The organism is Paraprevotella xylaniphila YIT 11841, from assembly GCF_000205165.1.
GTDB classification, from domain to species: Bacteria; Bacteroidota; Bacteroidia; order Bacteroidales; family Bacteroidaceae; genus Paraprevotella; species Paraprevotella xylaniphila.
Window position 1 is genome coordinate 107,235 of record NZ_GL883805.1, and the last position, 13,608, is coordinate 120,842.

General features: G+C 48.3%; 9 protein-coding genes. 8 read left to right on the forward strand and 1 reads right to left on the reverse strand.

Going from position 1 to position 13,608, the window contains the following annotated elements; genetic code table 11:
* Positions 1 to 6 precede the first annotated feature (6 nt).
* The 8 genes from HMPREF9442_RS00450 to HMPREF9442_RS00485 all read left to right on the forward strand — a co-directional run bounded on the left by HMPREF9442_RS00450 (position 7) and on the right by HMPREF9442_RS00485 (position 10,933).
* The gene (locus HMPREF9442_RS00450) at positions 7 to 684 is read left to right on the forward strand and encodes an NUDIX hydrolase (RefSeq protein ID WP_008624061.1); all 678 of its coding nucleotides are present in this window, start codon (positions 7 to 9) and stop codon (positions 682 to 684) included.
* A 3-nt stretch (positions 685 to 687) separates the two neighbouring features.
* On the forward strand, positions 688 to 1,383 hold the full coding sequence (locus HMPREF9442_RS00455; RefSeq protein WP_008624062.1) for an L-ribulose-5-phosphate 4-epimerase: 696 nt from the start codon (positions 688 to 690) through the stop codon (positions 1,381 to 1,383).
* A gap of 47 nt (positions 1,384 to 1,430) precedes the next feature.
* On the forward strand, positions 1,431 to 2,957 hold the full coding sequence (gene araA / locus HMPREF9442_RS00460; RefSeq protein ID WP_008624063.1) for an L-arabinose isomerase: 1,527 nt from the start codon (positions 1,431 to 1,433) through the stop codon (positions 2,955 to 2,957).
* A 109-nt stretch (positions 2,958 to 3,066) separates the two neighbouring features.
* Positions 3,067 to 4,665 (forward strand): xylulokinase, encoded by a 1,599-nt coding sequence (locus tag HMPREF9442_RS00465; RefSeq protein WP_008624064.1) that lies wholly within the window; start codon positions 3,067 to 3,069, stop codon positions 4,663 to 4,665.
* Positions 4,666 to 4,762: 97 nt separating this feature from the next.
* Positions 4,763 to 6,778 carry a transketolase family protein gene (locus tag HMPREF9442_RS00470; protein ID WP_008624065.1) on the forward strand — a complete coding sequence of 672 codons (2,016 nt, stop codon included), beginning with the start codon at positions 4,763 to 4,765 and terminating at the stop codon, positions 6,776 to 6,778.
* An 8-nt stretch (positions 6,779 to 6,786) separates the two neighbouring features.
* The gene (gene rpiB, locus HMPREF9442_RS00475; RefSeq protein WP_172604744.1) at positions 6,787 to 7,221 is read left to right on the forward strand and encodes a ribose 5-phosphate isomerase B; all 435 of its coding nucleotides are present in this window, start codon (positions 6,787 to 6,789) and stop codon (positions 7,219 to 7,221) included.
* 189 nt (positions 7,222 to 7,410) lie between these two features.
* On the forward strand, positions 7,411 to 10,143 hold the full coding sequence (locus tag HMPREF9442_RS00480; protein WP_040602412.1) for a hypothetical protein: 2,733 nt from the start codon (positions 7,411 to 7,413) through the stop codon (positions 10,141 to 10,143).
* A gap of 94 nt (positions 10,144 to 10,237) precedes the next feature.
* Entirely contained in the window at positions 10,238 to 10,933 is a 696-nt protein-coding gene (locus HMPREF9442_RS00485; RefSeq protein ID WP_008624074.1) for a CDP-alcohol phosphatidyltransferase family protein, read from the forward strand.
* 94 nt (positions 10,934 to 11,027) lie between these two features.
* Here the strand turns inward: HMPREF9442_RS00485 and HMPREF9442_RS00490 are convergent, their stop codons facing one another.
* Complete coding sequence (locus tag HMPREF9442_RS00490; RefSeq protein WP_008624076.1) at positions 11,028 to 13,586, reverse strand: DUF5686 family protein; 2,559 nt, start codon at positions 13,584 to 13,586, stop codon at positions 11,028 to 11,030.
* Positions 13,587 to 13,608: the final 22 nt, after the last annotated feature.

Sequence of the window (13,608 nt, forward strand, 5' to 3'; positions counted from 1 at the left end):
TAGATAATGACCACCTATTATAATATAAACCCTCGATTCTACGTTTCCGTAGATTGCATCATATTCGGCTTTGACAAGGGCAGTTTAAAACTGCTCTTGCTCAAGCGGAATTTCGAACCGGCAAAGGGTAGTTGGTCCTTAATGGGTGGATTCGTGCAAGACGGAGAAAGCGTAGACGATGCAGCCAAAAGAGTCTTGGCAGAACTGACAGGACTTGAAAACGTATATATGGAACAGGTCGGAACTTTTGGAGAAGTAGACCGTGACCCGGGAGAAAGAGTAATATCCGTGGCATATTATGCATTAATCAACATCAATGAATATGACCGGAATCTGGTACAGCAGCATAATGCGCATTGGGCGGAAATCAACGAAATTCCACCACTAGTTTTCGACCATTCCCAAATGGTAAATCAAGCCAGAATCATGTTGCAAAAGAAAGCCTCTTCCGAACCTATCGGTTTCAACCTTTTGCCAAGTATGTTCACTCTGTTCCAATTGCAAAGTTTGTACGAAGCTATCTATGGGGAGCCTTTTGATAAACGGAATTTCCGCAAACGGGTTGCAGACTTGAACTATATCGAAAAAACAGATAAAATTGATAAAACAGGGTCGAAACGGGGAGCTGCTTTATATAAGTTCAACGAAAACGCTTACCGTAAAGCCCCTAAATTTAAATTATGAACTATGTTAGAAGAACTCAAAGAAAAGGTATATCAAGCCAATCTTGATTTAGTAAAACAAGGTTTGGTTATCTTCACATGGGGAAATGTATCAGGCATCGACCGTGAAAAGGGACTCGTAGTCATCAAACCGAGCGGCGTGGACTACGATACAATGAAGGCCTCGGACATGGTTGTGGTAGATTTGGAAAGCGGCAAGGTGGTAGAAGGAGAATTGAATCCTTCATCCGACACACCGACACATCTTGTCCTCTACAAAGCTTTCCCGAACATTCAAGGAGTAGTCCACACCCACTCCACTTATGCTACCGCATGGGCTCAGGCCGGCAAAGACATTCCTAATATCGGGACGACACATGCCGACTATTTCCACGAAGCTATCCCCTGCACCTCCGACATGACAAAGGCAGAAGTAGAAGGACAATACGAATTGGAAACCGGCAATGTTATCGTTAAACGGTTTGAAGGAATCAACCCCGACCACACACCAGGTGTATTGGTAAAGAATCACGGTCCGTTCAGTTGGGGTACGAGTCCGGCCAATGCCGTTTACAATGCCAAGGTGATGGAGCAGTGTGCCAAAATGGCTTTCGTATCCTTTATGGTAAACCCTGAAACCACAATGAATCCACTGCTCATCGAGAAGCATTATAACCGTAAACACGGACCGAACGCCTACTACGGACAGAAAAAGAAATAAACAAAGTATATTAACTAACAAATCTCTAACAATTTAAAATTTTTATCATGAACGCATTTGATCAATATGAAGTATGGTTTGTTACGGGAGCACAGCTTCTGTACGGTGGTGACGCAGTAGTGGCAGTCGACGGTCACTCCACTCAAATGGTTAACGGTTTGAATGCCTCCGGCAAACTTCCCGTTAAAGTAGTCTATAAAGGAACGGCCAATTCTTCCAAAGAAGTGGAAGCCGTATTCAAAGCAGCCAACAATGACGAGAAGTGCATTGGCGTAATCACCTGGATGCACACATTCTCACCGGCTAAGATGTGGATACACGGTTTGCAGCAGTTAAAGAAACCGTTGCTCCATCTCCACACGCAGTTCAACAAAGAGATACCTTGGGATACCATGGATATGGACTTTATGAACCTGAACCAATCTGCCCACGGTGACCGCGAATTCGGGCATATCTGTACCCGTATGCGTATCCGCCGTAAAGTAGTCGTAGGTTATTGGCAAGACGAGGATACCCAACACAAGATTGCCGTATGGATGCGTGTTTGTGCCGCATGGGCTGATGCACAAGACATGTTGATTATCCGTTTCGGAGACCAGATGAACAATGTAGCCGTAACAGACGGGGATAAAGTCGAGGCAGAACAACGCATGGGCTATCATGTAGACTACTGTCCGGTTAGCGAACTGATGCAATACCATGCAGAAGTAAAAGATGCCGATGTGGAAGCTTTAGTGAAAACCTATTTTAATGAATACGATCACGATGCCACATTGGAAGACAAGACCACTGAAGCTTATCAAAAGGTGTGGAACTCAGCTAAGGCTGAACTCGCCCTGCGAGCCATCTTGAAAGCCAAAGGAGCCAAAGGTTTCACAACCAACTTCGATGACTTGGGACAAACAGACGGCAGCCATTTCGACCAAATCCCCGGCTTAGCTTCACAACGTTTGATGGCCGATGGTTATGGTTTCGGTGCCGAAGGCGACTGGAAGTCTGCCGCTCTCTACCGTACGGTATGGGTAATGAACCAAGGTCTGCCTACAGGTTGTTCATTCTTGGAGGATTACACGTTGAATTTCAATGGAGAGAACAGTTCTATCCTGCAAGCTCACATGTTGGAAGTTTGCCCGCTCATCGCAGCAAAGAAACCGCGTCTGGAAGTACATTTCCTTGGTATCGGTATCCGCAAGAGCCAGACAGCCCGTTTGGTCTTCACTTCAAAAGTAGGCAAAGGCTGCACTGCCACGGTCGTTGATTTGGGCAACCGTTTCCGCCTCATTGTAAACGATGTGGAATGTATCGAACCGAAACCTCTGCCTAAGCTCCCTGTGGCTTCCGCATTATGGAAACCCATGCCGAACTTCGAAATCGGTGCAGGTGCCTGGATTTTGGCCGGTGGAACACACCATTCTTGCTTCTCATACGACTTGACAGCCGAATATTGGGAAGACTATGCCGAAATTTCCGGTATCGAAATGGTACACATCAACAAAGACACGACTATCAGCGAGTTCAAGAAGGAACTCCGCATGAACGAAGTGTATTATATGCTGAACAAAGCACTTTGCTAATAGCATACCGGCAAAGGATTTAAAATTAAAAGTGCTCGGCGAGCTATCGTTTGCAGCACTTTTAATTTATTCATTTATTATTGTTATACTTTAATTTATAGGGTTAAATATGAAAACAGATGCTAAGTCAACCATCGAAACCGGAAAAGCTATCCTGGGTATAGAATTCGGTTCTACACGAATCAAGGCGGTCCTGATTGATCCTGAGAACCACCCCATCGCCCAAGGAAGTCATACTTGGGAAAACCAGTTGGTAGATGGCCTTTGGACATACAGTATAGAAGAAATATGGTATGGACTGCAAGATTGCTATGCCGATCTCCGTGCCAATGTAAAAAAGCAATATGACACAGAAATAGAGACCTTGGCAGCCATTGGCGTCAGCGCTATGATGCACGGCTACATGGCATTCGACAAGAATGAAGAGATTCTGGTCCCTTTCCGTACATGGAGAAACACGAACACCGGGCAAGCCGCTGCAGCTCTATCCGAGCTTTTTGTCTACAACATCCCTCTCAGATGGAGCATCTCTCATTTATATCAAGCCATACTGAACAACGAAAAGCATGTCAACGAAATAGATTTCCTGACTACGCTTGCGGGTTACGTACATTGGCAACTTACGGGTGAAAAGGTATTGGGCATTGGCGATGCATCTGGCATGCTTCCCATCGACCCGGCCACCAAGAACTATTCGGCTGAAATGGTGGCCAAGTTTGACAAACTGGTTGCCCCCAAAGGATATGGTTGGAAACTGGAAAATATTCTCCCCAAGGTATTGAATGCTGGCGAAAATGCCGGCCTGCTCACTCCTGAAGGAGTCAAGAGACTGGACGTATCCGGCAATTTGAAAGCTGGCATACCGCTTTGTCCCCCGGAGGGTGACGCCGGAACCGGTATGGTGGCCACGAATGCAGTCAAACAACGTACCGGAAATGTTTCGGCCGGAACTTCTTCCTTCTCCATGATCGTATTGGAAAAGGAATTGTCCAAACCTTACGAGATGATAGACATGGTAACCACGCCGGACGGAAGCCTCGTCGCCATGGTACACTGCAACAACTGTACTTCCGACCTCAACGCATGGGTCAACCTTTTCAAGGAGTTCCAAGAACTTCAGGGCCAGCCCGTCGATATGGACGACATATACGGCAAGCTTTACAACCACGCACTCACAGGCCATCCGGATTGCGGTGGACTCGTATCCTACAATTATTTCTCTGGCGAACCTGTTACCGGACTTGCCGAAGGCAGACCTTTATTTGTCCGCTCCGCCAATGACAAATTCAACTTGGCCAACTTTATGAGGGCACACTTATATGCTTCTGTCGGTGTTCTTAAGATTGGTAACGACATCCTTTTCAACGAAGAAAAAATCAGAGTGGACCGGATTACCGGCCACGGGGGCTTGTTCCGTACCAAGGGAGTAGGCCAACGGGTTTTGGCAGCAGCCATTAACTCTCCGATATCTGTCATGGAAACAGCCGGAGAAGGCGGTGCATGGGGAATCGCCCTGTTGGGTTCCTACCTTGTAAACAACGAAAAGAAACAATCACTGGCTGACTTCTTGGACGAACATGTCTTTGCCGGTGATGCAGGCATAGAGGTTTCACCCACAGCAGAGGACGTGGAAGGCTTCAACAAATATATTGAAAACTATAAGGCCGGACTGCCCATTGAAGAAGCAGCCGTCCGGTTCAAAAGATAAATATTCGGAATAAAACCATTATCTTTGTTCTTATAAAATACAAAAAAACAGGATTTAAAACTGTTTAAGTATGGATTCAATTTAAAATTTAGTGAATATGAATAGCAAACAAGTAATGAACCACGCAGCCGACAACATCCGTATCCTGGCTGCTTCCATGGTTGAAAAGGCCAAATCCGGCCACCCGGGCGGTGCAATGGGTGGTGCTGACTTCATCAACGTATTGTACTCCGAATTTTTGCAATATGATCCGGCTAATCCTAAATGGGAAGGACGCGACCGTTTCTTTCTCGACCCCGGACACATGGCTCCCATGCTCTATTCGCAATTGGCCCTCATCGGCAAGTTCACGCTTGACGAACTGAAACAGTTGCGCCAATGGGGTTCTCCCACCCCGGGCCATCCCGAAGTAGACGTAATGCGCGGCATCGAAAACACTTCAGGTCCGTTGGGACAGGGACACGTGTTCGCCGTTGGTGCAGCCATCGCTGCCAAGTTTTTGGCCGCACGTACCGGCAATCCGACTTTTGCCAAAGAGACCATCTACGCATATATTTCCGACGGGGGCATCCAGGAAGAAATCTCCCAAGGTGCCGGACGTATTGCAGGTTGCCTCGGCCTGGACAACCTGATCATGTTCTACGACTCCAACGACATCCAACTTTCTACCGAGACCAAGGATGTAACAACCGAGGACACAGCCATGAAATACCGTGCATGGAACTGGAACGTCATTGAAATCAACGGTAACGACTGCGAACAGATTCGCGAGGCGTTAAACGCTGCAAAAGCAGAAAACCAACGTCCTACATTGATTATCGGTAAGTGTATCATGGGCAAGGGTGCCCGTAAGGACGACAACTCTTCCTACGAACATAACTGTAAGACACACGGTGCTCCTCTCGGTGGAGACGCTTATAAGAACACCATGGTGAACCTCGGTGCAGACCCGGAAAATCCGTTCGTGATTTTCGACGACGTGAAGGAACTTTATGCCAAACGTGCCGAAGAACTGAAAGGTATCGTAGCCGCCCGCGTGGAAGAAGAAAAAGCATGGGCTTCTGCCAATCCCGAAAAAGCAGCACAACAGGCCGAATGGTTCAGCGGAGCAGCGCCCAAGGTGGACTGGACTGCCATCAAACAGAAAGCAGGTGATGCCACCCGTAACGCCTCTGCTGCCGTACTGGGCGCATTGGCAGAACAAGTGCCCAACATGATTTGCGCTTCGGCCGACCTTTCCAATTCTGATAAGACCGACGGCTTCCTGAAGAAGACACACGCCTTTACTTCCGGTGATTTCAGCGGTGCGTTCTTCCAAGCTGGCGTAGCCGAGCTGACCATGGCCTGCTGCTGCATCGGTATGATGCTCCACGGCGGTGTCATTGCTGCTTGCGGTACATTCTTCGTATTCTCGGACTATATGAAACCGGCCGTACGTATGGCAGCTTTGATGCAAGTTCCTGTGAAATTCATTTGGACACACGACGCATTCCGTGTAGGCGAAGACGGCCCGACCCATGAACCGGTTGAACAAGAGGCACAAATCCGCCTGATGGAAAAGCTGAAGAACCATCATGGCCAGAATTCCTTGCTCGTGCTCCGTCCTGCTGACGCAGAAGAGACTACAGCATGTTGGAAACTCGCCATGGAGAACACCGACACTCCGTCCGCCCTCATCCTTTCCCGCCAAAACATTGAGATGTTGCCGGAAGGAAATGATTATAGCCAGGCAGCCAAAGGTGCTTATATCGTTGCCGGTTCCGATGAGAATCCTGACGTTATCCTCGTGGCTTCCGGTTCCGAAGTATCTACGCTCGTGGCGGGTGCAGCCTTGTTACGGGCAGACGGTGTGAAAGTACGCATCGTAAGCTGCCCGTCAGAAGGTTTGTTCCGTAGCCAATGTCCGTGTTATCAGGAAGAGATTCTGCCCGCCGGTGCCAAGATATTCGGCCTCACCGCCGGTCTGCCCGTCAACCTCCAAGGTCTGGTAGGTGCCAACGGCAAGGTGTTCGGCTTGGAAAGCTTCGGTTTCTCGGCTCCCTACAAGGTGCTCGATGAGAAACTCGGCTTCACGGCACTGAACGTGTACAACCAAGTCAAAGAAATGCTCTGATGATGAAAGTGAAGACTGTCGGTCTGGCCTCAGACCACGCAGGGTATGCACTCAAGCAATTCGTGAAGGAATACCTGGCCGAAAAAGGCTATGCCTACAAGGACTTTGGTACGGATTCCGAAGCCAGTTGCGACTACGCCGATTATGCCCATCCTTTGGCACGAGCCGTAGAAGACGGCGAATGCTATCCGGGCATAGCTATATGCGGCAGTGGCGAAGGTATCAGCATGACGCTGAACAAGCACCAAGGCATACGCGCAGGCTTGAGTTGGATTCCGGAAATCGCCCATTTGTGCCGTCAGCACAACGATGCCAATGTGTTGGTCATGCCGGGACGTTTCATCGATACGGAAATGGCACGCAAAATCATGGACGAATTCTTCGCCACGGATTTCGAGGGCGGTCGTCATCAAAAACGGATAGACAAAATGCCGGTAAAATAATCCGCGTCTTTCCTTTTTTCATATCATACAGCCGCAATCCTTCATAAAGGATTGCGGCTGTATTTCTAATATGGGGGATTTACTCGGGAAAATCCCTGTTCTATCTTTCTTAATCACCGGAAAATCATTACATTTGCACATAAGCTTGAACCAAGGGGTTTGCAAGATAAAATCCAAAAAGAATACATCATGAAAAAAATTCTACTTTGGCTGAATGCCATCTTCATTCTGTGCTCATCCACCTCGACACAAAACCCAACAGATGTACCGGGCATAGATACCCTAGCCTCCCGTGTAAAACTTTTCGGAGAAACCTTGCCACAAGAGAAAGTGTACCTGCACATAGACAACACTTGCTATTTCGTAGGCGACACCATTTGGTACAAAGGTTACGTAACCCGCAGCGACAAAGAAACCCTCACGGACTTGAGCCGTATCCTGTACGTGGAGTTACTCACACCGGACGGTTATCTGGTGGAACGCCAGCAGCTGGAAATGCCGGACGGCACGGCACACGGTGCTTTTCTGCTCACCGACTCCCTGTACGCCGGGTATTACGAACTACGAGCCTATACACGTTGGATGCTGAACTTCGGCTGTTATGAACATCCTCACTCCCCCTACACAGAAGAGATGTTTTACAACAAACAGATGGCAAAAGATTACTTCCGCGACTACGACAAGCTCTACTCACGTGTGTTTCCCGTATTCGATCGTCCGTCCTCTCCCGGCACTTACCCAAAAGACATGACGCTTCGCCCTCTGCGACGATACTTCCGCACACGGAAAGGGAAACCGGACATGGACTTGAAATTCTATCCGGAAGGGGGCACACTCGTGGCCGGACTACCCGGACACGTGGCCTTCGAACTGAACGATGAGAACGGACAGCATGTCGATGCAGAACTCACAATATACGATTGTCATGAGCAGATTGTTGCACGTACGCATACCGTCCATCGCGGACGCGGCACGTTCTACATCCCCCAAGTCTCAGCCGAAGAAAGATACAAAGCCGTATTCCGATACGGGAAATATGAATATGAAGTGGAATTACCAGAAGTTGAGGATACAGGATGCACGTTGCGCATCACACAAAATGACAGCCTGGTCCATACCCGGATAGAAAGTCATGGACTGTCCGACGAGAAAATCGGCTTACAAATCCTACACGGTGGAGCCACACAGGCTTTCTTGGCCTTAGGGCTGGACAGTCAAGGAAAAGCCTCAGCAGATATTCCGGCCGACAGCTTGGCTGAAGGAGTGAACCAAATGACCCTCTTCGACGGACGTGGACACATCTTGGCCGAACGCCTTTTCTTCGTCAACCACCATACCCCTTCACGTACATTACTGACCGTAGACGGAGTAAAAAGAGAATATGCACCGTTCGAGCCTATAGAAATACGTCTGAAACTCCATGCCTCCCTACCTGACTCTGCCCGGTTGTCCATTTCCGTACGTGACCACAGTACGGATGAATCAACCTATGACAACGGCACAATACTTACCGAAATGCTGCTTTGCAGTGACCTGAAAGGCTTCGTGGAGGACCCGGGATATTATTTCGAAGCAGACGACAGTATACACCGCCGCAATCTCGACCTGCTCATGCTCGTACAGGGATGGCGGCGCTACGAATGGCACGAGATGGCAGGCGTGGAACCGTTCCGCCTGTCTTTCTATCCCGAACGGATGCAAACCCTGACAGGCAGCGTGCATCCCACCTACTCACTCTTGCCAGAAGCCGACTATGGCGATACTATCTACATCCCGGGGATGGGAAAAGAGCTTCCCCTCTACACTACGGCCGGCACGCCGTTTTCGTTGGACGACCTTTACGGCACGACTTACAGCGGCAAGATGAAAAAGGAAGTGACCGTGACAGCCACTTTCGCCCAAGGCACTGACATCGTGGAAGCCTCACAGGACACCAAAGGAGGGCGTTTCACCATGCTCTCCCCCATCCTGCACGGTGATTGCAGCCTCTTCCTGACGGCTACGGACTCCACCAAATTCAGCAAGCGGAAGGAGAAACGGAATTACAAGGAGTTCCACGACGAAGAAGCCTACCCGGACTATTACGTGAAGCAAGACCGCTTCTATCCCGTCTTCCCCAAGCCATACAGCTATTATCATGATGCCGTATTCGAAAACATGGAAAACACGTCACTTCTGCCGGACAGTCTGGTTTCGGGCACGCACCTTATGTCTGCCGTGACCGTATGCAACAAGCGCGGCGGTTTGCGCAAACTCAACCTGAAGAAACCCACGCTCGTGGTGGATGCCTACGAGGCGTTCAACCTGGCAGCAGATTACGGACTGAACTCTGGCATGTATGACTGGCGCACTTTTACCAAACAAGTCTGCACAGCCTACATCGGCGACATGAACCAGTCCCGCCATTACTTCATACAGGAACGTTACGACAGCCTGCCGCTCAACCACAAGGACAAGACATTACCTGTGGGAGTGGCCATCACCAACCAAACGGAAGCCGTACGCCGCAAATACCACAAGCTCTACAATCTGGACAAACTTTACATCTACACCGACTATTCCCCCCGCGAGGAAAACAGTTGGAAGTACAGCGGTACAGACCAACCCGACGTGGTGGTAGACTACCGCCTTTTCCCGGGTGAAGCACGACAATACACCTTCCGTGACCGCCGTTACCTCGTGAGAGGCTACTCCGTGTGCAAGGACTTCTATCACCCGGACTATAGCCGGCGTCCCCTGCCTGGCACTGCAGACTATCGCCGCACGCTGTATTGGAATCCCGAAGTGAAGTTCAATGCACAAGGAGAGGCACAGCTACGTTTTTACAATAACAACAAAAGAACCACCTTATCCATAGAGGCGGAAGGAATAACCCGAACAGGACTTCCTGTAACCACAACTCTTTCCCTTTCATCCAAATAGACCATTTCTGTCTCATATAAGAACACTTCCGCCCTAAAATTAAGTCCTACCTTTGTAGGACATTCATATTTTTTACACAGATAAAAATACAACAATGGGAAAAGAATCAGCAGAAAGAATTCAAACTTCCCTTCTCAGCAAAGCCGAGAAGAAAGCACTGGTATGGTTAGCCCAAAGACAACCCGGATGGATGACTTCGGACACATTGACTTATATCGGCGTATTGGGTACAGTAATTTATGCCATAGGGGGATGGCTGTCGAATACAGACATCAAATATTTGTGGCTTTCATCGTTCGGGTTGGTACTTCATTGGTACGGCGACAGCCTGGACGGCACACTGGCACGTTTCCGTAATACCCAACGGCCGGTATACGGTTTCTTCATCGACCATACATTGGATGCCGTCACCACCTGCCTCATCTTTCTTGGTGCCGGACTTTCTCCAATGTTCCGCATGGATGTGGCATTGGCTGCCTTGGCAGGCTATTTGAGCCTTTCCATTTACACTTACGTATGTACTATCGTCAAGGAAGAATTCTGCCTGACGTACGGCAAACTCGGTCCTACAGAATTCCGTTTGCTGCTTATCCTTTTAAACATACTCTACATGTACACGTCATGGTCCGAATGGCATGTCGACTGGCGGGGCATCGAATGGGGAATATTCGACATCTTGGGCACCCTCATTACTATTATCCTTTTCTGTATCTTCTTGGTACAGTTCATGAAAGACCGTGCCGCATTTGCCAAACAAGACCCACTCAAGCCCTACAGCAAACAAAAATAAGAAGGACTACTGAAAATAACATACACACATTTCTTAAATGGCAAGTTTCTGCACATGCAAAAACTTGCCATTTCCCATCCTTGATGCCTGATGTCTAAAACGACACGCTCATCGTACAGCGCACGCCTCGCTTTTGTATCCCTGGATTATCGCGATAGTTCAAACGCCAGACATAATCAAGGCGCATGAACTTGAATATATTTTCGATGCCTACACTGGCTTCCATATAAGGCGCACGGCCCATCACGCCCGATCCGGCAGGAAAAACATACAACCCATTGCCCTCTTTCATGGGATTGTTCTTATTTGTCAAATGCCCCCACAGCCCCCTGAAGCAAAGCACTTCCCTCCATTTTAATTTTTTGATGAGAGGAAGGCGGTTCAATATCAACCCGTTCATATAATACGTCACATCCCACGATATGTATTCATCATTAATGAACTCTACGGCATTCATATTCGTATAAGCTTCCGGCTGAATCGTATAAGTCAGGTTGGCATTAGGCAAAATCAACAAGGGATAAGGCACTTTGTTCCACACCTTCCCGGCTTTGCCTATCACATCCACAAAACCGAAAGCCGAAAACCACAAACGTTTCTGCACGCCCAATTCCGTACGTTGGTAATCATACGAAGAACCTAAGAAACCTTGTTTCGACATGGTATGTTCCAAATTAAAAACCAACGCATCATACGTAATCGGTATTCGTTCATCATGGGTTTGATAAAACTTCTCATTCTTACCATAACGGAATTTCAGTTCCAATTCCGTCATGTCATACTTTCTCACAGGCGTCACGGCTCCATCGGCACCTATACGGTCGAACCGGGCATAATCCGTGGCATACTCACGGAAGTTACGAATGACGGCGTTGTACGATATACCGTTATAATGCTCGCGGCTGTACGTCAATTCGGCATTACGCAAATACGTTGCCCGCGTGTCTTTCTTCCGCTTGATGGCCAAGAGCACATTATCTTTACTGGTGTACATGTACTGCTGCCCCAACTTGTTGATGTCATACATGTATTCAAAACGGAGCGAGTGCATAGGAAATTCCTTACGGTACGTCTTTCGGTCGTTGAACGAATATTCCACCAAGGCATCATACTTCATCTTGTTGTCCTTCGTTCCGTATGCCGCATATCCCTCTACGAACCAATTCTTACTCAACTGAGGGGTCGTAGCCCCTCCCACGCGGAAACGGGCACCTTCGATGGCATTACCATTGATAGTGGAATTCATCGGACCAAACTCAAACTTGTTCTTATCCGGCACCTTACTCGTAGGAACATAGCCCGACACCAAGACAGAAACCACTTTCTCCGTCACGGCAAAGAGCGGGACAGAACGCAATTTCGCCATCAGCTTCTCCATAGAGTTCGGATTTCTCTTGACTGCTTCTTGCGGACGAACTTCTTCCCAAAAATCCTCCGTACGGCTATAAGCCTCTTTTTGTGTAATAACCGGTGCGCTTTCCTTGAATATTTGTTCTTGCCCGCCTTCCGGTGCCTCAAACGACTGATGGGTATATACATTCAAACGTCTCGCATAAAAGCCTTTCGACTTCTCACTCAGCTTAAAATCCACACTGATGTCATCTTTCGTAATGACACGGGTACCATCCGGCTCGCGTTCGAAGTTTTGCGCGATAGTCATTCTGGAAATGAAATTCAGATTGATATCCTGTGCCACATTGAGTATCGCTTTACGGACAAAATAAGTGGAGTCCAACGTCACATATAAGTGCCCTGTAAACCCAAACGACTCGGACGCAAAAGGAACGAAAGCCAAGTCCGCACACCTGTCACCCTCCACATCCAACGTGTCAAGCAGGTAATATTTATAAAAAGTCGGCCCGATGGAAGAAAGCGGACTCACGAAACGTTGCAAGAACAAAGGCACGTTATTCTGGTAAATGTCAACCTCACGAAAGACTTCATCCAGAAACTGCTGTATCCCGTCACGCGAAAAGACCTCGTCTACTCCGGACGACTTGTCGCCCTTCACCACCGTCTTCTCAGCCCTCGGGTCGCGACGGTAATACACCGTCTGTACTTTTTCTTTCTCCGAAATCGGAAGGATTGTCGTACCGACCTCCAACGTATCTACAAACTCCGACAGGAAATCGAATTTCCCTGTTTTTCCATCCTTCTTAGGTTTCGGTTTATAATCGTTTTTCGCTATCACAATCTTTTCATACTGATCGTAACAGAAGTAATCGTGGTTACGTGGGTCGTTGCTGTCCCTCCGTGCAATAACCTGCTTTACGAAAGCCACAGCCGGGTTTTCTTTCCTCCTATACTTCTCCCTTTTCGGCTTTACCGTTACTTCGTGTAAAGCAATCTCGCTTTCCCGCATTCGGATCTTAAAATGATTGGTTCGTCCCGGTACCACTTTCAGATGTTGGGTGTCATACCCCATATAAACTACTTCCAACACTTTTCCCGACGTACGGGTAGAAAGAGAAAAGTGCCCGTCGATATCGGTCGTAGTACCGATATTCGTCCCTTTAAACACAATCGTGACAGAAGGCAGGGCTTCTCCCGTAACCGAATCGGTAACAATGCCTTTTACTATCGTATGTTGGCCGAATGCCATGCCGACTCCTACCGTCAGGCACAGCCACATGAAAATAATTCTTTTTCCCATAAACCTAATACCTTATCTTAAA

Excerpts from the sequence above, each read along its gene's own strand:
- HMPREF9442_RS00450 (WP_008624061.1), top strand. The coding sequence starts at position 7 with ATGACCACCTATTATAATATAAACCCTCGATTCTACGTTTCCGTAGAT.
- HMPREF9442_RS00455 (WP_008624062.1), top strand. The coding sequence starts at position 688 with ATGTTAGAAGAACTCAAAGAAAAGGTATATCAAGCCAATCTTGATTTA.
- araA (WP_008624063.1), top strand. The coding sequence starts at position 1,431 with ATGAACGCATTTGATCAATATGAAGTATGGTTTGTTACGGGAGCACAG.
- HMPREF9442_RS00465 (WP_008624064.1), top strand. The coding sequence starts at position 3,067 with ATGAAAACAGATGCTAAGTCAACCATCGAAACCGGAAAAGCTATCCTG.
- HMPREF9442_RS00470 (WP_008624065.1), top strand. The coding sequence starts at position 4,763 with ATGAATAGCAAACAAGTAATGAACCACGCAGCCGACAACATCCGTATC.
- HMPREF9442_RS00480 (WP_040602412.1), top strand. The coding sequence starts at position 7,411 with ATGAAAAAAATTCTACTTTGGCTGAATGCCATCTTCATTCTGTGCTCA.
- HMPREF9442_RS00485 (WP_008624074.1), top strand. The coding sequence starts at position 10,238 with ATGGGAAAAGAATCAGCAGAAAGAATTCAAACTTCCCTTCTCAGCAAA.
- HMPREF9442_RS00490 (WP_008624076.1), bottom strand. The coding sequence starts at position 13,586 with ATGGGAAAAAGAATTATTTTCATGTGGCTGTGCCTGACGGTAGGAGTC.